This window comes from Pseudomonas pudica (assembly GCF_015680405.1).
In the GTDB taxonomy this organism is placed as follows: Bacteria; Pseudomonadota; Gammaproteobacteria; order Pseudomonadales; family Pseudomonadaceae; genus Aquipseudomonas; species Aquipseudomonas pudica.
The window spans coordinates 54,568-73,239 of record NZ_JADLJS010000023.1 but is presented as its reverse complement, the minus strand read 5'-3'; the positions used below and the strand labels follow the sequence as shown (position 1 = coordinate 73,239).

General features: G+C 64.2%; 16 protein-coding genes. 10 read left to right on the top strand and 6 right to left on the bottom strand.

The features are described from left to right. Window positions 1–87: 87 nt before the first annotated feature. On the bottom strand, window positions 88–1,725 hold the full coding sequence (locus IRZ77_RS16970) for a phosphoethanolamine transferase (protein ID WP_196173973.1): 1,638 nt from the start codon (window positions 1,723–1,725) through the stop codon (window positions 88–90). Between the two features lie 165 nt (window positions 1,726–1,890). Next, window positions 1,891–2,256: a 5-carboxymethyl-2-hydroxymuconate Delta-isomerase gene (locus tag IRZ77_RS16965; protein WP_046616473.1), complete on the bottom strand. Its 366-nt coding sequence runs from the start codon at window positions 2,254–2,256 to the stop codon at window positions 1,891–1,893. A gap of 116 nt (window positions 2,257–2,372) precedes the next feature. On the opposite strand from IRZ77_RS16965, the gene IRZ77_RS16960 reads away from it, so the two are divergent. Beyond that, on the top strand, window positions 2,373–2,609 hold the full coding sequence (locus IRZ77_RS16960; RefSeq protein WP_046616474.1) for a YdcH family protein: 237 nt from the start codon (window positions 2,373–2,375) through the stop codon (window positions 2,607–2,609). Window positions 2,610–2,732: 123 nt separating this feature from the next. On the opposite strand, the gene IRZ77_RS16955 is transcribed toward IRZ77_RS16960, so the two are convergent. Continuing rightward, window positions 2,733–3,914 carry a trans-sulfuration enzyme family protein gene (locus IRZ77_RS16955; protein WP_046616475.1) on the bottom strand — a complete coding sequence of 394 codons (1,182 nt, stop codon included), beginning with the start codon at window positions 3,912–3,914 and terminating at the stop codon, window positions 2,733–2,735. Between the two features lie 92 nt (window positions 3,915–4,006). Here IRZ77_RS16955 and IRZ77_RS16950 point away from each other — a divergent pair, with 92 nt between their 5' ends. After that, window positions 4,007–4,468 (top strand): Lrp/AsnC family transcriptional regulator, encoded by a 462-nt coding sequence (locus tag IRZ77_RS16950; protein WP_046616476.1) that lies wholly within the window; start codon window positions 4,007–4,009, stop codon window positions 4,466–4,468. A gap of 127 nt (window positions 4,469–4,595) precedes the next feature. Here the strand turns inward: IRZ77_RS16950 and IRZ77_RS16945 are convergent, their stop codons facing one another. Next, window positions 4,596–6,926, bottom strand: coding sequence for an FdhF/YdeP family oxidoreductase (locus tag IRZ77_RS16945; RefSeq protein ID WP_046616477.1), 2,331 nt, complete (start codon window positions 6,924–6,926; stop codon window positions 4,596–4,598). Between the two features lie 347 nt (window positions 6,927–7,273). Between IRZ77_RS16945 and moaA the strand changes: the two genes are divergently transcribed. Both moaA and IRZ77_RS16935 read left to right on the top strand, forming a co-directional pair. Beyond that, window positions 7,274–8,278 (top strand): GTP 3',8-cyclase MoaA, encoded by a 1,005-nt coding sequence (gene moaA, locus IRZ77_RS16940; protein ID WP_196173971.1) that lies wholly within the window; start codon window positions 7,274–7,276, stop codon window positions 8,276–8,278. Window positions 8,279–8,298: 20 nt separating this feature from the next. Further along, window positions 8,299–9,198 carry a bestrophin family protein gene (locus IRZ77_RS16935; protein ID WP_085601010.1) on the top strand — a complete coding sequence of 300 codons (900 nt, stop codon included), beginning with the start codon at window positions 8,299–8,301 and terminating at the stop codon, window positions 9,196–9,198. A 130-nt stretch (window positions 9,199–9,328) separates the two neighbouring features. Here the strand turns inward: IRZ77_RS16935 and moaB are convergent, their stop codons facing one another. Then, a complete protein-coding gene (moaB, locus tag IRZ77_RS16930) occupies window positions 9,329–9,868 on the bottom strand; it encodes a molybdenum cofactor biosynthesis protein B (protein ID WP_046616479.1) in 540 nt (179 codons plus the stop codon). A gap of 140 nt (window positions 9,869–10,008) precedes the next feature. Between moaB and IRZ77_RS16925 the strand changes: the two genes are divergently transcribed. Further along, window positions 10,009–10,896 (top strand): LysR family transcriptional regulator, encoded by an 888-nt coding sequence (locus IRZ77_RS16925; RefSeq protein WP_085601008.1) that lies wholly within the window; start codon window positions 10,009–10,011, stop codon window positions 10,894–10,896. Here IRZ77_RS16925 and IRZ77_RS16920 read toward each other — a convergent pair. Beyond that, entirely contained in the window at window positions 10,884–11,666 is a 783-nt protein-coding gene (locus IRZ77_RS16920) for an AraC family transcriptional regulator (protein ID WP_196173969.1), read from the bottom strand. The genes IRZ77_RS16925 and IRZ77_RS16920 overlap by 13 nt on opposite strands. Before the next feature lie 378 nt (window positions 11,667–12,044). On the opposite strand from IRZ77_RS16920, the gene IRZ77_RS16915 reads away from it, so the two are divergent. The 5 genes from IRZ77_RS16915 (at window position 12,045) to IRZ77_RS16895 (ending at window position 18,589) form a co-directional block, all read left to right on the top strand. After that, window positions 12,045–13,661, top strand: coding sequence for an APC family permease (locus IRZ77_RS16915; protein WP_196173967.1), 1,617 nt, complete (start codon window positions 12,045–12,047; stop codon window positions 13,659–13,661). A gap of 23 nt (window positions 13,662–13,684) precedes the next feature. Next, the gene (locus IRZ77_RS16910; RefSeq protein ID WP_085601006.1) at window positions 13,685–14,611 is read left to right on the top strand and encodes a 4-hydroxyproline epimerase; all 927 of its coding nucleotides are present in this window, start codon (window positions 13,685–13,687) and stop codon (window positions 14,609–14,611) included. A 45-nt stretch (window positions 14,612–14,656) separates the two neighbouring features. Further along, window positions 14,657–15,604, top strand: coding sequence for a dihydrodipicolinate synthase family protein (locus tag IRZ77_RS16905; protein ID WP_085601005.1), 948 nt, complete (start codon window positions 14,657–14,659; stop codon window positions 15,602–15,604). A 157-nt stretch (window positions 15,605–15,761) separates the two neighbouring features. Further along, window positions 15,762–17,339, top strand: coding sequence for an aldehyde dehydrogenase (NADP(+)) (locus tag IRZ77_RS16900; protein WP_196173965.1), 1,578 nt, complete (start codon window positions 15,762–15,764; stop codon window positions 17,337–17,339). A 2-nt stretch (window positions 17,340–17,341) separates the two neighbouring features. Continuing rightward, window positions 17,342–18,589 carry an NAD(P)/FAD-dependent oxidoreductase gene (locus IRZ77_RS16895; protein WP_108479993.1) on the top strand — a complete coding sequence of 416 codons (1,248 nt, stop codon included), beginning with the start codon at window positions 17,342–17,344 and terminating at the stop codon, window positions 18,587–18,589. Window positions 18,590–18,672: the final 83 nt, after the last annotated feature.

Below are 18,672 nucleotides of genomic sequence, written 5' to 3'. Positions count from 1 at the left end.
CGTGCCATCCACCGCGTCGCCTGCTTCGCGGGCATGCCCGCTCCCACAAAGACCGCGCAAGCTAGCAGTTTTTGAATGCGCTTTGCCTCAGCGCTTGGCTGCCAACCACGGCCGGCAGCTGGCGAACATGTCCAGCGACTGCTGGTAGACCTCGGTGTGCACCTGCAACAGGCCGAGCATCGAGTGGAACAGGTTGTCTTGCGACAGCGGTGCATCGCTGAGCTTGGCCAGGCAGTCGGTGTCGACGCCGAAGTCTTCCTTGTAGCTGTCGGAGAACCAGGTCAGCAGCGGCACGTGCTTCTGCTGCTCGGGGGCAATGGCGTAGGGCGTGCCGTGCAAGAACAGGTTGTATTCACCCAGCGACTCGCCGTGGTCGGACAGATAGATCATCGCCGTGTCGACCTTGTCCTGCTTGCTGCGCAGGGTGTCGATCAGCGACGCCAGCACCTTGTCGGTATAGGCCAGGGTGTTGTCGTAGCCGTTGACGATTTCCTGCTCGCTGCACTGGTCCAGCGCGTTGCTCTGGCACACCGGGGCGAAACGCTGGTCGGCGCCGGGGTAGCGCTTGAAGTACTCAGGCCCGTGGCTGCCCATCTGGTGCAGCACCAGCACGGTGTCCTTGTCGAGGTTGTCGATCAGCTCACCCAGGCCCTGCAGCAGGATCTGGTCATGGCATTCACCATCAGCGCACAACTGCGGGTCCTTGAGGTTGCTGACATCAATGAACTGCACACGGTCGCAGGTGCCCTTGCAGCCTGACTGGTTGTCACGCCACTGCACCGCCAGGCCGACACGCTGGAGGATGTCCAGCAACCCTTCGCGGTTCTTCGCCACCCGGGCATCGTAGTCCTTGCGCTTCATGCCAGAGAACATGCACGGCACCGAGACGGCGGTTTCCGTGCCGCAGGAGTGCACATCGGAGAACGCCAGCAGGCCCTGTTCCCTTGCAAGGTTCGGTGTGGTGTCGCGGTTGTAGCCAAGCACGCCGAAGTGGTCTGCCCGCGCACTTTCACCCACCACGAGCACGGTCAGCGACTTGCGTTCATGCTTTTGCCAGGCGGCATCTCGCTTGGCATCTTCGCCATAATGCTGGAAGGGGTGTGATGCGGTACCGACGCGCTCGCTGACATAACCGATGGAGGCCCCCACGATATTGCTGGGGGTGAGCATCAGGCGCAGTTCGTGGTGGTTGCGAAACAGCGACGACAGGCCCTGGTAGTTGACCAGTGCCACCGAGCCCAGGGCCACCACGCAGGCACCGCCAACCACCAGCTTGCCGAGTAGTTCACGGTGCCAGGTGCGATAGGCGATCGGTGCCTTCCACAACAGCACCGAAGGCACTACACCGAGGCCCAGGATATACAAGGCAAACTTCAACGAAAGCAAGTCACGCACTTCTGCCGCGTTGGTTTCCGCGATATTACGGAACATGCCCGCATCAATAAGTACACCGTACTGGTTCATGAAGTAAGCCACGCCCGCGCCACTCATGAACAACACGATGAGTATTGGCTTCAATACGTAACGGAAGGCGAACAACGTGAGGATCAGGTTAAATGCGAACAGCATCAATACGGCAAACGCCAGGCTCAGCCATAGCCCCGGCAAACCGGGCGGTACGACCTGTTCAAGATGCTGCCAGAGGAAGACATTGAAGCCGATCAGCAGGTAAAGGCTGGCCAGCAGCGTGACCCATTCAGTCCGCAGGGATTTGAAGTTGAGCATCAGCGTCCGCAATCAAGAGTGATTATCAGCCCGAGGGCCTGCGCGGCACCGGGGAAACTTGGCTGAACTCTAGAAAGCGTGCCATCAATATTTTGTGAAAAAGACGCCAACAAATTCGTGAGCAGGCGCCTTTTCTACATTAAAAGAAGTTCATTCAGCGCTTGTTCAGCGTGGCAGGCGTTCCTTGGCGTACGGCTCGCGGTCGATGTCCAGCACTTCCACGCACAGCTGGATGTCCAGCCCAGGCTGCTTGGGGATGGCCTCACGCAATACATCCAGCAGGCTGGCGGACAGTTGCTTCTTCACCTCGGGCGAGCGTCCGCTGAGGATGGCCAGGCGCACATGGGCAAAGGCACGCTCGCCGGGCGCGGTGCCCACGCGATAGTGCTTGAAGGCTTCGGCGCGGCTCTTGATGTCGGCCTCGTCGGCGAACTGGCCACTGCCGACCAGGGCATGGTTCAGGCGCAGCAGCAGGGTATCGACGTTCAGCTCGCGCAGGTTGTCGCTGTATTCCAGGTTCAGGTGAGGCATGGCGCAGTTCCGGGTCACGGGGGAGATGCGACAGCCTACCCCAGTCCCCTACCTGCGCAAAGACGACTATCCTCAAAGGTCAGAACCATCCGCCAACCCCCGACAGAGGTGAAGAAATGCCAGTTCCGCATGATCTGCTCGCTGACCTGCACGTTACCGCTGATGCATTCCAGGCGCTCATGGACAAGGACCAGACGCTGCACTCACTGCACAAGGAATACAACGCAAAAGACAAAGAGGTGGTGGCCGCCGAAGCCAACGGCACCAACGACGAGGCCGTCAACCGTCTGCGCAAGGAACGGTTGCTGATCAAGGACAAGATCGAACGGATCATTCATCCGCCCAAATCCTGACAGGAATTCATTGAATCCACCGGCCTCTTCGCGGATGACCTCGCTCCCACAGGTACAGTGCCAGACCTGAAAGCAGCCGAGTTCCTGCGGGAGCGGGTTTACCCGCGAAGAGGCCAGCAGCCCTCACACAACAGCCGCAGCCTTCAACGCCCCATCCAGATCGTCGACCAGGTCACGGTAATCCTCGATCCCCACCGACAACCGCAGCAGGTTTTCGCTGATGCCCATCACGCCCTTCTGCTCCGGGCTCAGCGAGCAGTGCGACATGCTCCAGGAATGGTTGATCATGCTTTCCACCCCGCCCAGCGAATCGGCCAGCACGAAGATCTGCAGCGCTTCCACCAGCCGGTTGAGCGCGGCCCGGTCGCCCTTGACCTTCATCGCCACCACCGCCCCACCCGTGCGCATCTGCCGTTTGCACAGTTCGTGCTGTGGATGGCTTTCCAGCCCCGGGTAATACACCTGCTCGATCTGCGCGTGGCTTTCGAGGAAGCGCGCTACCTGCAGGGCATTGGCACACTGGCGCTCCATGCGCACATCCAGGGTCTTCAGACCGCGCAGGGCCAGGTAGCAGTCGAACGGCCCCTGCACCGCGCCGATTGCCATGCTGATGCGGCGCAGGCGCGCCAAAAGGGCATCATTGGCGGCTACCACCACGCCACCGGTGAGGTCGGAGTGGCCGCCGATGTACTTGCTGGCCGAGTGCATCACCAGGTCCACGCCCAAGGTGATCGGGCGCTGGTTCCACGGCGAGCAGAAGGTGTTGTCGATGCAGGTGAGGATGCCCCGCGCCTTGGCCAGGTCGCACACCGCCTTGATATCGACCAGGTGCAGCAGCGGGTTGGTCGGCGATTCGATCCAGATCAGCTGGGTTTCCGGCTTGATGGCGGCGGCCACTGCCTCGAGATCGTTGAGGTCGACGTAGGTGGTGGTCAGGCCCGAGGTACGGCTGCGGTAGTCTTCGAGGATGCGGAAGGTACCGCCATACACACCGTTCATCACCACCACATGCGCATCCTTGGGCAGCAGCTCCAGCACGGTGGCGGTGGCGTTCACACCCGAGGCGCAGGCCACTGCGCCAACTCCTTCTTCCAGGGCGGCGACACAGGTTTCGTAGGCATGCCGGGTGGGGTTGCCGACGCGGCTGTAGGAGTATTCCGGCTTGTCGTCCAGGCTGCGCTTGGTGAACGAGCTGGCGGTGACGATCGCCGGGAAGATAGCGTTATCGGCGACACTGAACTGTTCACCGGCGTGAATGGTGCGGGTGGCGAAATTGCGCGGCTTGTCGGACATGGTCAGGCCCATTGGCAGAATGAAAGTTGCCACTATCGCACAACCCAAATCTTCTGGCCTTGGGGTAATCTGTGAAAAATTTTTCTCCACGGCCCACACGCAATATGGACAGCTTCGACCAGCACATTCTCACCCTGCTTCAGCGCGACGCCTCGATCTCGCTCAAGGACCTGGCAGAGGCCGTCAACCTGTCCACCACGCCGTGCTGGAAGCGGGTCAGACGCCTGGAGGAGGACGGCTACATTGTCGGCCGCGTTGCCCTGCTGGACCCGCAACGGCTGGGGCTGGGGCTGACGGTGTTCGTCCAGCTCAAGACCCAGCGCCACGACAGCGCCTGGCTGGAGCAGTTTGCCGCGACCGTGACCGGGTTCGAGGAAGTGATGGAGTTCTACCGCATGTCGGGGGACTGGGATTACATGCTGCGGGTGGTGGTGGGGGATATTGCGGCGTATGACCGGTTCTACAAGAAGCTGATTACCAGTACTGATGGGCTGTCGAACATTACTTCCAGTTTTGCCATGGAGCAGATGAAGTACACCACGGCTTACCCGGTGCATCGTTCCTGATTCCTGTATGGCAGTACCGGCCCTATCGCCGGCAAGCCAGCTCCCACAGGCACGTCACAGGTTCTGAAATCTGTGCGGTCCCTGTCGGAGCTGGCTTGCCGGGGACAGGGCCCTTGCAGGCTATCTGTCAATCCGCGGCCAGCACCGCCGCAATCCGGTTCCCCGCCTTGGCTTTCTCGACCTTGATCGCCACAAACTTCGAAGTCGGCGTATAGGTCCCCTCGCCATAACTTTCCAGCGGCACCAGCGGGTTGGTTTCCGGGTAATAGGCCGCCGCCTGCCCCTCGGGCACGTCATACGCCACCAGGCGGAAGCCAGACACCCGCCGCTCCACGCCATCCTCCCACAGCGACACCAGGTCCACGTGCTCGCCTGGCTCGAAGCCCATCCGGCGGATGTCGACCTCGTTGACGAACACCACTTCACGCAGGCCGAACACCCCACGATAACGGTCGTCCAGGCCATACAGGGTGGTGTTGTACTGGTCGTGCGAACGCAGTGTCTGCAGGATCAGGTCAGGCTTGTCACCACGCGCCAGCACCTTGGCATTCACCAGTTGCTCCGGCAGCTGGCTCGGGCTGAAGCGCGCCTTGCCTGTGGCCGTGCGCCAGGTACGGTCGGCGGCATTGTTACCCAGGTGGAAGCCGCCCGGGTGCTGCAGGCGCTCGTTGAAATCGGCAAAGCCGGGGATCACATCGGCAATCATGCTGCGGATACGGCCGTAGTCGGCAACTGCGTATTCCCAGTCGATCGGCTGCTTGCCCAGGGTCGCCTGGGCCATGCCGGCGATGATCCACGGCTCCGAGCGCAGGTGTGGCGAGCGCGGGCGCAGTTGGCCGTGGGAGATGTGCACCATGCTGAAGGTGTCCTCCACGGTCACGCCTTGCGGCCCGCTGGCCTGCATGTCGATTTCGGTACGGCCCAGGCACGGCAGGATCAACGCATCGCGGCCGGTGACCAGGTGCGAGCGGTTGAGCTTGGTGGAAATCTGCACGGTCAATGCGCAATTGCGCATGGCCGCATGAGTGCGCGGCGTATCCGGCGTAGCCTGGGCAAAGTTGCCACCCAGGCCGATGAACACCTTGGCACGCCCCTCCTCCATGGCCTTGATCGCCAGCACCGCGTTGTGCCCGTGTGCACGCGGCACGCGGAACCGGAAGCGCTTTTCGATGGCATCGAGCAGCGCCGCCCCGGGCTTCTCGTCGATGCCCATGGTGCGGTCGCCCTGCACGTTGCTGTGGCCACGCACCGGTGACAGGCCGGCACCGGGCTTGCCAACGTTGCCGCGCAGCAGCTGCAGGTTGACAATTTCCTGAACGGTCGGCACCGAGTGGCGGTGCTGGGTGACGCCCATGGCCCAGCACATGATCACCCGTTCGGCCTTGCGGTACATGCGCGCGGCCAGTTCGATCTCGGCCTGGGTCAGGCCCGATTGCTCGACGATGTGCGCCCAGGGCGTGGCATCCACGGCTTCCAGGTATGCGTCGATACCACTGGTGTGTTCGGCGATGAAGGCATGGTCGAACACCGCCGGTTCGCCATTTGCCTGGGCTTCGCGTTCCCACTGCAGCAGGTACTTGGCAATGCCGCGCATCACTGCCATGTCGCCGCCCAGGGCCGGGCGGAAGTAGGCCGTGTTGGTTGGTTCGGAGCCATTGCTGAGCATCTCGAACGGGTGCTGCGGGTGCTGGAAGCGCTCCAGGCCGCGCTCCTTGAGCGGGTTGAAGCAGACCACCTGCGCACCACGCTTCACCGCTTCACGCAGCGGTTCGAGCATGCGCGGGTGGTTGGTGCCAGGGTTCTGGCCGATGACGAAAATGGCATCGGCCAGCTCCAGGTCGTGGAACACCACGGTGCCCTTGCCCACGCCCAGGGTTTCCGACATGCCCACGCCGCTGGCTTCATGGCACATGTTCGAGCAGTCGGGGAAATTGTTGGTGCCGTAGGCACGGACGAACAGCTGATAGAGGAACGCCGCCTCGTTGCTGGCCCGGCCCGAGGTGTAGAACTCGGCCTGGTCGGGCGATTCGAGTGCGCGCAAGTGTTGGGCAACCAGCGCAAAGGCTTCTTCCCAGCTGGTTTCTACATAGTGGTCGGTGGCCGCGTCATAGCGCATGGGGTGGGTCAGGCGGCCCTGGTACTCCAGCCAGTAGTCGGTCTGCTGGGCCAACGCACTGACGCTGTACTTGGCGAAGAACGCCGGGTCTACCGAGCGGCCGGTGGCTTCCCAGTTGACCGCCTTGGCGCCGTTCTCGCAGAACTTGACCATGTCGTTTTCCGGCGACTCGCCCCAGGCACAGCCGGGGCAGTCGAAGCCACCGTTCTGGTTGGTCTTGAGCATGGCCCGCAGGTTCTTGAACGCATTGTCGCTGCCCAGCCAGCTCTTGGTCACGCTCTTGAGCGCCCCCCAGCCAGCGGCGGCGCCCTTGTAGTCCCTGATGTGTTGGTCCTGGCTCATGCGATGAATCCTCACGCTTCGATGCTTTTTTTCAGCCTATGGAGCGTGAGGTAGAGCCGTCCAATCGAAAGATCTTACGGGGTGATAGGCGGTTTCGATCAAGGGTTGGAACCGCGTCACGGCCTTCGCGGGTGAACCCGCTCCCACAGGGCCCCACAGGTTTCGAGCCCTGCGCTTTACCTGTGGAAGCGGGTTTACCCGCGAATTGGGCGCCGCAATCAACACTTTGAAATACGTGGCCTGCAGCCATGATAGAGGCCATCGATCAAACGGTCGGACAAAGCAATTTGACGCCCCGGCGCCCAGGTTATAGCTTGAATCGAGTCCCAACCCATTCGAGCGCGAACGTGGAACAGAACAGCCGGGCCCTGATCGACGGCTTCAACCGGAAAATCGACTACCTGCGGATGTCGGTCACCGACCGCTGCGACTTCCGTTGTGTGTACTGCATGGCCGAAGACATGCAGTTCCTGCCGCGCCAGCAAATTCTCAGCCTCGAGGAGCTGTTCCAGGTGGCCGAGCGCTTCGTCGCCCTTGGCACCCGCAAGATCCGCCTGACCGGCGGCGAGCCGCTGGTGCGCCAAGGCATCGTCGACCTCTGCGGGCGCATCGCCGCCCTGCCCGGCCTGCGCGAATTGTGCCTGACCAGCAACGGCTCGCAACTTGGGCGCCTGGCCCAGCCGCTGTTCGACGCCGGTGTCACGCGCCTGAACATCAGCCTCGACAGCCTGGACGCCGAGCGCTTCAGGCAACTGACCCGCACCGGCGACCTGCACCAGGTGATCGCCGGCATCGACGCCGCCCGCCAGGCAGGCTTCAAGCGCACCAAGCTCAACTGCGTGGTCCTCAAGGGCCGCAACGATCATGAACTGGTCGACCTGGTGCGCTTTGCAATCGACCGCGAGCTGGACATCACCTTCATCGAAGAAATGCCCTTGGGCGTGATCAGCGAACATGAGCGCGGCGAGTCGTTCTGCTCCAGCGATGAAGTACGTGCGCTGCTGGCCGAGCAGTACACTCTGGTCGAATCGACCGAGTCGTCCCAGGGCCCGGCCCGCTACTGGCGCCTGGCCGAAGCCGCCAACACTCGGGTCGGCTTCATTTCGCCACACAGCCACAACTTCTGCGCCACCTGCAACCGCGTGCGCCTCACTGTCGAAGGCCGCCTGCTGCTGTGCCTGGGCAATGAACACTCGGTGGACCTGAAGCAGGTGCTGCGCGCCCACCCCGGCAACCCCGAACGCCTGGACAAGGCCATTCGTGACTCGCTGCACCTCAAGCCCTACCGCCATCATTTCGAAGTCGGTGGCGATGTGCAGATCCTGCGTTTCATGAACATGACCGGCGGCTAGCCAGCCGTCTCTGGATTGACATGATCGTCCACCCCACCCCCGATGTGCTGCGTGTGCTGTTCACCCTCAAGGGTTCGATCGTCAAACGCATTGCCCTGCGCTGCCTGACAATCACCCTGCTGGCCGCGCTGATCGTGTTGGTCGAGCGGCATTTCCCGGCGTTCTTCTACCCGGTCAGCGCCACCCCGTTCACCTTGCTGGGCCTGTCGCTGTCTATTTTCATGAGCTTTCGCAACAACGCCTGCTATGACCGCTGGTGGGAGGGGCGCAAGGCCTGGGGCAAGCTGATCATCGAAACCCGCTCGTTCGTGCGCGAAAGCCTGGTGATTACCGACGAAACCCTTCGTGCCGAACTGTTGCGCAGCCTGTGCGGCTTTGCCCATGCACTGAATGCACGGCTGCGCAACGAGGACGAACTGGCCGCCGCCCGGTCCTGGCTGGCACGGCCCGATGCGATCAGCGCGCACAACGTGTGCGACGCCATCCTGCGCGAAATGGGCGGGCACTGCTCGAGGTTGGCCGAACAGCAGCAGATCAGTGACTGGCGCTACAGCCTGCTTGAGCAGCGGCTGGTGGGCCTGACCGAAGTGCAGGCCACCTGCGAGCGGATCAAGGGCACGCCGTTGCCGTTCCCCTACACGCTGTTGCTGCACCGCACCATCTACATCTTCTGCCTGCTGCTGCCGTTTGCCCTGGCCGAGCCGCTGGGCTGGCTGGCGCCGCTGTTCACCACCATCGTGGGGTACACGTTCTTCGGGCTGGATGCGATTGGCAACGAACTGGAAGACCCGTTCGGGCGCGATGAGAACGACCTGCCGACCGATGCCATGGTGCGGACCGTGGAGCGTGATGTGCTGGCGGGGTTGGGGGAACAACAGCTACCGCCGGCGTTGTTGCCGGTGGACCATGTATTGAGCTGACTGAATGCAGTGGCCTGTACCGGCCCTTTCCCGGGTAAACCCGCTCCCACAGGTATCGCGCAGGGTTCGAAACCTGTGGGGGGCCTGTGGGAGCGGGTTTACCCGCGAAAGGGCCGGTACAGGAGAAAACTCAGCCCCGGCTTGCACAGGCCTCGATCGGTTTCAGGTGCTTGACGAAGTTGCATGGCCGGTGCCGCGCATCCAGTTGCTCCGCCAGGATACCCTCCCACGCCGTACGGCAGGCCCCGGTGGAGCCCGGCAGGCAGCACACCAATGTGCGGTTGGACAACCCGGCCAGCGCCCGGCTCTGCACGGTCGAGGTGCCGATATCGAGAATCGACAGGGCCCGGAACAGTTCGCCAAAGCCATCGATGCGCTTGTCCAGCAGGCACTCGACCGCTTCCGGCGTGCTGTCACGCCCGGTAAAACCGGTACCGCCGGTGATCAGCACCACCTGCACCTGCTCGTCGGCAATCCAGGTGGCGACCTGGGCGCGGATCTTGTACAGGTCGTCCTTGAGCAACGCCCGCGCCACCAGGCGGTGGCCGATCTCCACCGAGCGACTGGCCAGCAGCTCACCGGAGGTGTCGTTGTCGTAGGTACGGGTGTCGCTGACAGTCAGCACGGCGATGTTGAGCGGTACGAAGACCGCGTCGGATTGGACGCGCACGGTGGGGCTCCTCGAGTGGCATTGCCGCCACGCTAGAGGCATGGCCCGGGGGCGTCCAATCGATATGGCGTACCGACTGATCAATGACATCTATCGCAGACGTGGGGTAAGGTCTGCATAACCCGCTACCAGGCACTTCCATGGACATCAAGCAGCTCAAATTCCTCATCGCACTCGACCAGACCCGCCACTTCGGCCAGGCGGCGGCGCTGTGCCATATCACCCAGCCGACGCTGTCCATGCGCCTGCGCAACCTGGAGGACGAGCTGGACCTTGTGCTGGTCAAGCGCGGCCAACGCTTCGAAGGCTTCACCGAGGCCGGCGAGCGCATCCTGGCCTGGGCCCGTACGCTGCTCGCCGCCCACGACGGCCTGCAGGCCGAGGCCGCCAGCTGCCGTGGCCAAGTGGTAGGCAGCCTGCGCCTGGGCACGGTGCCGCTGGCCAGTTTCAACCCCATGCACCTGCTGCTGCCGCTGCGTGAAAAATACCCCGAACTGCACTTCCAGATCAGCTCGCTCAGCTCGGAACAGGTCATCGACGGGCTCAGCCGCAACCAGCTCGACCTGGGCATCTGCTACCTGGACCAGGTCAACACCAGCTTCTTCGAAGTGATCGAACTGGGCACCACCACCATGGGCCTGCTGCACGATACCCGGCACTTCCAGTTCGCCAGCGACACCCTGCGCTGGGACGAGCTGGGCGACATTCCGCTGGGCCTGCTGAGCAAGGGCATGCACTACCGCCAATCGCTGGACCTGAGTTTCCGCAGCCGTGGCCTGGAGCCGAATGCGGTACTGGAAAGCGACTCGAGCTTCCAGCTGATTCAGGCCATCAACACCGGTATGTGCTGCGCAGTCATGCCGCTGGGCTGCGGCCTGGAAGACCTGAGCGAGCACCTGCGCATCCTGCCGGTGGCCGACGCCGCCATCCACAGCCCGGTCGGCCTGCTGCTGCGCCGCAGCGAACCGCGTTCGGCAATTGCCGAGCAGTGCTTCGATGAGGCGCGGGCGCTGTTTCAGGCCGACTGATCGCTGGTGGCCTGGCGGTACTGGCGCGGCGTGAAGCCGGTCAGTTGCTTGAACTGGCGGCTGAAGGCGCTGTGGTCGGTATAGCCGCAGCGCATCGCCACATCAGTGATCGGCATTTCCGAGTGCAGCAAGCGGTGGGCGTGCTCCAGGCGCGCCTTGTGGATCATCTGCCGTGGTGTGAGGTGGAACACCCGCTTGCAGTAGCGCTCCAGCTGGGCCACGGAAATGCCGGCGATACGGGTCAGCTCGCCCATGCTGATCGGCTGGTGGAAATGTTGGCGGATATGCTCGTCCACCGCCGCCAGGCGCTGGTAGGCAGGGTGGGTATCGGCCGCTGACTGCAAATCGACCGAGATGCCGACCAGGCCGATGATCTCGCCGGCCTGGTTGTACAGCGGGCGCTTGTGGGTCAGGCACCAGCCAGGCTCGCGGCTGCCATACAGGTGCAGCTCCAGCTGGTCTTCCAGCACCAGGCCCTCCTTGAGAACACGACGGTCCTGCTCGGTGTAGCCGGGGCCCAGCTGTGCCGGGAACACTTCGGCGCTGGTCTTGCCCAGCAGCGGCTGCAGGCGCTTGAGGCCACAACGCTGGACCAGGGTGTTGTTGGCCAGCACATAGCGGGCGGCCGGGTCCTTGATGAAGATCGCGGCGTTGGGGATGGCGTTGAGGATCGGCAGAAGCAGGGACACACCGGCGAGCAGGGCTTCGAGGCTGGCGGGGCGGTGCTGGTCGAGGGACTGGTACAGGGTTGCCAGGGGGGTGTCGGTCATCTGCTCTATCTCGGTTTGCTGTGCCGGCCCTTTCGCGGGCACGCCCGCTCCCACAGGTCCCCCACAAATTTCGAATCCTGTGGTGTACCTGTGGGAGCGGGCGCGCCCGCGAAGAGGCCAACGATACCCACATACCTCTACAGCCCTTGCTCGGTATGGCTTACAGCCTATTCCACACCCCGGCACCTAGTCACTGCTTTTTTGAAACTGTGCCGATTTCGTCATCCACCCTGCAGAAAACCATCAAGAACCGGCGCCCCGATCGGTCCACTCTATGCCCCACGCAAGCCGCCCCAAGTCCTACAAGAGCGCGGCCCAAAAAGCCGCATCTCGTGACATCAGACCTGCCTATCCAATAACCAACAAAAAGGCGAACCCATGTCAGGCAAATTCAAAAAACAGTTGTCATTGCTGGACCTCACCTTCATCGGCCTAGGCGCCATCTTCGGCTCCGGCTGGCTGTTCGCCGCCAGCCACGTCTCGGCCATCGCCGGCCCGGCCGGCATCCTGTCCTGGTTCCTTGGCGGCTTCGCCGTACTGTTGCTGGGCATCGTCTATTGCGAACTGGGCGCCGCCCTGCCGCGTGCCGGGGGCGTGGTGCGCTACCCGGTGTACTCCCACGGCCCGCTGCTGGGCTACTTGATGGGCTTCATTACCCTGATCGCCTTTTCCAGCCTGATCGCCATCGAAGTGGTCGCTTCGCGCCAATACGCCGCCGCCTGGTTCCCCGGGCTGACCGAGGCCGGCTCCAGCGACCCGACCGTACTCGGCTGGCTGGTGCAGTTCGCCCTGCTGGGGCTGTTCTTCTTCCTCAACTACCGCAGCGTGAAAACCTTCGCCAAGGCCAACAACCTGGTCAGCGTGTTCAAGTTCATCGTGCCGCTGCTGGTGATCGGCGTGCTGTTCACTTTCTTCAAGCCGGAAAACTTCGAGGTCCAGGGCTTTGCCCCTTTCGGTCTGTCCGGCGTTGAAATGGCGGTATCGGCCGGTGGCATCATCTTCGCCTACCTGGGCCTGACGCCGATCATTTCGGTGGCCAGCGAAGTGAAGAACCCGCAGCGCACCATCCCCATCGCGCTGATCCTCTCGGTACTGCTGTCCACCGCGATCTACGCCCTGCTGCAACTGGCCTTCCTCGGCAGTGTGCCGACCGAAATGCTGAGCAACGGCTGGGCCGCCGTGACCAAGGAACTGGCCCTGCCCTATCGTGATATCGCCCTGGCCCTGGGTGTGGGCTGGCTGGCCTACCTGGTGGTGGCCGACGCGGTGATCTCGCCCAGCGGCTGCGGCAACATCTACATGAACGCCACCCCGCGCGTGGTCTATGGCTGGGCGCAGACCGGCACCTTCTTCAAGTACTTCACCCGCATCGACGCCGAGTCCGGCATCCCGCGCCCGGCGCTGTGGCTGACCTTTGGCCTGTCGGTGTTCTGGACCCTGCCGTTCCCGTCCTGGGAAGCGCTGATCAACGTGGTTTCAGCCGCTTTGGTACTGAGCTACGCCGTGGCCCCGGTGACCGTCGCCGCCCTGCGCCGCAACGCCCCCGACATGCCGCGCCCGTTCCGGGTCAAGGGCATGGGCGTGCTCGGCCCGCTGTCGTTCATCATCGCCGCGCTGATCGTGTACTGGTCTGGCTGGAAGACCGTTTCGTGGCTGCTGGCCCTGCAGATCGTGATGTTCGTGCTTTACCTGCTGTGCGGCCGCTTCGTGCCGACCCAGCACCTGTCGCTGGCCCAGCAAGTGCGCTCGTCGGCGTGGCTGATCGGCTTCTACGCGGTGACCATCCTGCTGTCGTGGCTGGGCAGCTTCGGCGGCCTGGGGGTGCTCGGCCACCCATTCGACACCGTGGTCGTGGCCGCTTGTGCGCTGGGCATCTACTACTGGGGTGCTGCCACCGGCGTGCCTGCCCACCTGGTGCGCCTGGAAGGTGAGGATGAAAGCGAAGCCTCCTCCGAAAGCTACCCAGGCCAGCGCCCTGCCGCCGTCGCCTCCTGACCCACTCTCGAATGGATATGCCCATGAAACACGTTCATGTCATCGACTCGCACACCGGCGGGGAACCCACCCGCCTGGTGATGAAAGGCTTCCCGCAACTGCGTGGCCGCAGCATGGCCGAGCAGCGCGACGAGCTGCGCGAGCTGCACGACCAGTGGCGCCGCGCCTGCCTGCTGGAACCACGTGGCAACGATGTACTGGTCGGTGCGCTGTACTGCCCACCGGTATCGGCCGACGCCACCTGCGGGGTGATCTTCTTCAACAACGCTGGCTACCTGAACATGTGCGGCCACGGCACCATCGGCCTGGTCGCCTCGCTGCAGCATCTTGGCCTGATCGCACCGGGCGAGCACAAGATCGACACCCCGGTCGGCCAGGTGACCGCCACCCTGCATGAAGATGGCGCCATAACCGTTGGCAACGTGCCGTCCTACCGCTACCGCCAGCAGGTGCAGGTGGAGGTGCCCGGCCATGGCCTGGTGCGTGGCGACATCGCCTGGGGCGGCAACTGGTTTTTCCTCGTCTCCGAACACGGCCAGCGCATCGAACTGGCCAACCGCGAGGCGCTGACCGAATACACCTGGGCGATGCTCAAGGCCCTCGAAGCCCAAGGCATCACCGGTGAAAACGGTGCCCCCATCGACCACGTCGAACTGTTTGCCGACGATGCCAACGCCGACAGTCGCAACTTCGTGATGTGCCCCGGCAAGGCCTACGACCGCTCGCCCTGCGGCACGGGCACCAGCGCCAAGCTGGCCTGCCTGGCCGCCGACGGCAAGCTCGACGAAGGCCAGACCTGGGTACAGGCCAGTATCACCGGCAGCCAGTTCCAGGGCCGCTACGAGCGCGACGGCGACCGCATTCGCCCTTTCATCACCGGCCGCGCCTACATGACCGCCGACAGCACCTTGCTGATCGACGAACAGGACCCATTCGCCTGGGGCATCTGACCCCGGCTTTTTCCAGAAAGTCGAATATCGCGAGGAGTGACAACAATGACCAACAACATCTTCACCGGCACCATGCCCGCCCTGATGACCCCCTGCACCGCCGAGCGCAAACCGGACTTCGACGCCCTGGTGCGCAAGGGCCGCGAGCTGATCGAGGCAGGCATGAGTGCCGTGGTGTACTGCGGTTCGATGGGCGACTGGCCGCTGCTGACCGAAGCCGAGCGCCAGGAAGGCGTGGCGCGCCTGGTGGCCGCCGGCATCCCGACCATCGTCGGTACCGGCGCGGTGAACACCCGTGAGGCGGTATCCCACGCCGCCCACGCGGCCAAGGTCGGTGCCGCCGGCCTGATGGTCATCCCCCGCGTACTAAGCCGCGGTGCCTCGCTGATTGCTCAGAAGCACCACTTCTCGGCCATCCTGGCAGCCGCGCCGAAGCTGCCGGCGGTGATCTACAACAGCCCATACTACGGCTTCGCCACCCGCGCCGACCTGTTCTTCGAACTGCGCAGCGAGTTCCCCAACCTGATCGGCTTCAAGGAGTTCGGCGGGGGCGCCGACCTGCGCTACGCCGCCGAGCACATCACTTCCAAGGATGACGACGTGACCCTGATGGTCGGCGTCGACACCCAGGTGGTGCATGGCTTCGTCAACTGCAACGCCACCGGCGCCATCACCGGCATCGGCAACGCCCTGCCGCGTGAGGTGCTGCACCTGGTGAGCCTGAGCAAGCAGGCGGCCAAGGGTGATGCCAAGGCCCGCCGCCTGGCGCGTGAACTGGAAGCGGCGCTGGCGGTGCTGTCGTCGTTCGATGAAGGCTGTGACCTGGTGCTCTACTACAAGCACCTGATGGTGCTGAACGGTGACAGCGAATACAGCCTGCACTTCAACGAGACCGACGTGCTGACCGACGCCCAGCGCAATTATGCCGAGCAGCAGTACGCGCTGTTCCGCACCTGGTACGCCAGCTGGTCGGCTGAGCAGAACATCGCCTGATCGCCTGATTCACGCTCGAGCCGCAGCCCCTGTGGGAGCGGGTTCACCCGCGAACACCGGCGAAGCCGGTGCCAGGCACCGAGTCGCCTGCTTCGCGGGTAAACCCGCTCCCACAAGAGCTGCGGTCTCCCTTGTTACTGATTCCAAAGGAGGCTCCATGAACCTCACAGGCAACCTGCTGATCGGCCAGACGCCGATAACCGGCAGCCGCGAAGCCATCCGTGCCATCGACCCAGCCACCGGCCAGGCGCTGGAACCGGCCTACCTCGGCGGCACCAGCGAACACGTGGCCCAGGCATGCACCTTGGCCTGGGCGGCGTTCGATGCCTACCGCGAAACCTCGCTCGAGCAACGGGCACAATTCCTCGAAACCATCGCCACGCAGATCGAAGCGCTGGGCGATGCCCTGATCGACCGCGCCGTGGCTGAAAGTGGCCTGCCCAAGGCGCGTATCCAGGGCGAACGTGGCCGCACCTGCACCCAGCTGCGCACCTTCGCCCGCGTGGTACGGGCCGGCGAATGGCTGGACGTGCGGGTCGACAATGCCCTGCCCGAGCGCCAGCCCCTGCCGCGTGCCGACCTGCGCCAGCGCCAGGTGGCCCTGGGGCCGGTGGCGGTATTCGGTGCCAGCAATTTCCCGTTGGCCTTCTCGGTGGCCGGTGGCGACACCGCCTCGGCCCTGGCCGCCGGTTGCCCGGTGGTGGTCAAGGCCCACGGCGCTCACCCGGGCACCAGCGAGCTGGTCGGCCAGGCAGTGGCAAAGGCCGTGAAGCAGTGCGGCCTGCCGGCCGGTGTGTTTTCGCTATTGTACGGCTCTGGTCGTGAAGTGGGCATTGCACTGGTCAGCGACCCGCGCATCAAGGCTGTTGGCTTTACCGGCTCGCGCAGTGGTGGCATTGCGCTCTGCCAGGCGGCCCAAGCCCGCCCCGAGCCGATCCCGGTGTACGCCGAAATGAGCTCGATCAACCCGGTATTTTTGTTCGACACCGCCCTGCAGACCCGCGCCGAGGCACTGGCACAAGGCTTCGTCGCCTCGCTGACCCAGGGTGCCGGCCAGTTCTGCACCAACCCCGGCCTGGTGATTGCCCGCCAGGGGCCGGCGTTGCAGCGTTTCATCGCCGCCGCCAGCGAACACGTGCGCCAGGCTGCGGCGCAGACCATGCTCACCCCGGGCATCTTCAGTGCCTACCAGGCCGGTGTCGGCGCCCTCGCCGCAAACGCCAATGCACAGGCCGCCGCCAGTGGCCAGGCCGGGCAAGGCCCCAACCAGTGCCAGGCGCAACTGTTCGTGACCCAGGCCGAAGCGTTCCTCGCCGACCCGGCGTTGCAGGCCGAAGTCTTCGGCGCGGCGTCGCTGGTGGTGGCCTGCGCCAACGATGAGCAAGTTTGCCAGGTGGCCGAGCACCTGGAAGGCCAACTGACCGCCACCCTGCAACTGGACGACGCCGACATCGACAGCGCCCGAGCGCTGCTGCCGACCCTTGAACGCAAGGCTGGCCGCATCCTGGTCAATGGCTGGCCGACCGGTGTAGAGGTATGCGACGCGATGGTCCATGGCGGGCCGTTCCCGGCCACCTCCGATGCCCGCAGCACCTCGGTGGGCACGGCGGCGATCCTGCGCTTCCTGCGCCCGGTGTGCTACCAGGACTTCCCCGATGCCCTGCTGCCGCAGGCGCTGAAGCACGGCAACCCGCTGCAACTGCGGCGCCTGCTCGACGGTAAACGGGAAGGCTGAGCATGGTCGAAACCGCTGAAACCGATATCGTCGTGGTCGGCGCCGGCATTGTCGGCGTCGCCTGTGCCCTGCAACTGGCCCGCCAAGGCCGCCGGGTAACCCTGGTCGACCGCCAGGCACCCGGCCAGGGCGCGTCCTACGGCAACGCCGGGCACCTGGCCACCGAGCAGGTATTTCCGATTGCAGACCTGTCGATTCTCAAACGCCTGCCGCGCATGCTGCTGGACCCGATGGGCCCGCTGCGCCTGGACTGGAAGTACCTGCCCAAGGCCATGCCATGGTTCACCCGCTTGCTGCTCAACCTGCGCCCGGGCCCGTTTCAGCGCAGCGTCGCCGGCATCCGCACGTTGAACGAAGGCAGCCTGGGTGCCTGGCAGCGGCTGCTGGGTTCGATCGGGCGCAGCGAGCTGTTCCAGGAAGATGGCTCGTTGCTGGTTTTCGAGCGCCCGGAGTCGCGCCAGGCTCTGGAGGCCTTGCGCACACGCATGCTGCAGCAGGCGGTGCCGGTGGACTTCTGGTCAGCCGACACCGTGCGCGAAGCGGCGCCGCAACTGAGCCCGTCGTTGCTGGGTGGGCTGTTCTTCCCGCGTACCGGGCACTTCATCGACCCGTACCGGGTGGTGTGCGAACTGTTCGAAGCAGCCAAGGCCAGTGGCGTGCGCTTTGTTCAGGCGCAGGTCGATGGCGGACGTCTGCACGGCGGCGGGGTCAGCCTGGCCAGCGACCAGGGCTCGCTCGATGCCCGCCAGGTACTGATCAGTTGTGGCGCGCATTCTGCGCGGTTGACCGCCGCGCTGACCGGCAAGCAGGTGCCACTGGACACCGAGCGCGGCTACCACCTGATGTTGCCTGGCGAGCATCAGCGTTTGCCGTTTGCAGTCACATCGCTGGAGCGCAAGTTCATCATGACGCCCATGGCCGAGGGCTTGCGCCTGGCCGGCACGGTGGAATTCGCCGGGCTGGACGCGCCGCCGAGCATGCAACGGGCGTGGCAGTTGCACAGGTTGAGCAAGGGGTTGTTCCAGCGGGACTTGAGTGTGGAGGGAGCAACGCCGTGGATGGGCTTGCGGCCTTCGTTGCCGGATTCGTTGCCGGTGATCGACCGGGTGTGTGATGGGCGAGTGCTGTTGGCATTCGGGCATCAGCACCTGGGGTTGACCCAGGCAGCAGTGACAGCGGAATGGGTGGGACGGTTGGCTGAGATGGCCGGTGGACCGGAGATGGCGGCTTACCGGTTGGATCGGTTTTAGCCTGTGCTGGCCTCTTCGCGGGTGAACTCGCTCCCACAGGGATCGCACAGGCCTTGAGGGCAGTGGAGATCCTGTGGGAGCGG

Excerpts from the sequence above, each read along its gene's own strand:
- IRZ77_RS16965 (WP_046616473.1), bottom strand. The coding sequence starts at position 2,256 with ATGCCTCACCTGAACCTGGAATACAGCGACAACCTGCGCGAGCTGAAC.
- IRZ77_RS16955 (WP_046616475.1), bottom strand. The coding sequence starts at position 3,914 with ATGGGCCTGACCATGTCCGACAAGCCGCGCAATTTCGCCACCCGCACC.
- IRZ77_RS16895 (WP_108479993.1), top strand. The coding sequence starts at position 17,342 with ATGGTCGAAACCGCTGAAACCGATATCGTCGTGGTCGGCGCCGGCATT.
- IRZ77_RS16925 (WP_085601008.1), top strand. The coding sequence starts at position 10,009 with ATGGACATCAAGCAGCTCAAATTCCTCATCGCACTCGACCAGACCCGC.
- IRZ77_RS16970 (WP_196173973.1), bottom strand. The coding sequence starts at position 1,725 with ATGCTCAACTTCAAATCCCTGCGGACTGAATGGGTCACGCTGCTGGCC.
- IRZ77_RS16915 (WP_196173967.1), top strand. The coding sequence starts at position 12,045 with ATGTCAGGCAAATTCAAAAAACAGTTGTCATTGCTGGACCTCACCTTC.
- IRZ77_RS16960 (WP_046616474.1), top strand. The coding sequence starts at position 2,373 with ATGCCAGTTCCGCATGATCTGCTCGCTGACCTGCACGTTACCGCTGAT.
- IRZ77_RS16910 (WP_085601006.1), top strand. The coding sequence starts at position 13,685 with ATGAAACACGTTCATGTCATCGACTCGCACACCGGCGGGGAACCCACC.
- IRZ77_RS16900 (WP_196173965.1), top strand. The coding sequence starts at position 15,762 with ATGAACCTCACAGGCAACCTGCTGATCGGCCAGACGCCGATAACCGGC.
- IRZ77_RS16920 (WP_196173969.1), bottom strand. The coding sequence starts at position 11,666 with ATGACCGACACCCCCCTGGCAACCCTGTACCAGTCCCTCGACCAGCAC.
- IRZ77_RS16950 (WP_046616476.1), top strand. The coding sequence starts at position 4,007 with ATGGACAGCTTCGACCAGCACATTCTCACCCTGCTTCAGCGCGACGCC.
- IRZ77_RS16945 (WP_046616477.1), bottom strand. The coding sequence starts at position 6,926 with ATGAGCCAGGACCAACACATCAGGGACTACAAGGGCGCCGCCGCTGGC.
- IRZ77_RS16905 (WP_085601005.1), top strand. The coding sequence starts at position 14,657 with ATGACCAACAACATCTTCACCGGCACCATGCCCGCCCTGATGACCCCC.
- IRZ77_RS16935 (WP_085601010.1), top strand. The coding sequence starts at position 8,299 with ATGATCGTCCACCCCACCCCCGATGTGCTGCGTGTGCTGTTCACCCTC.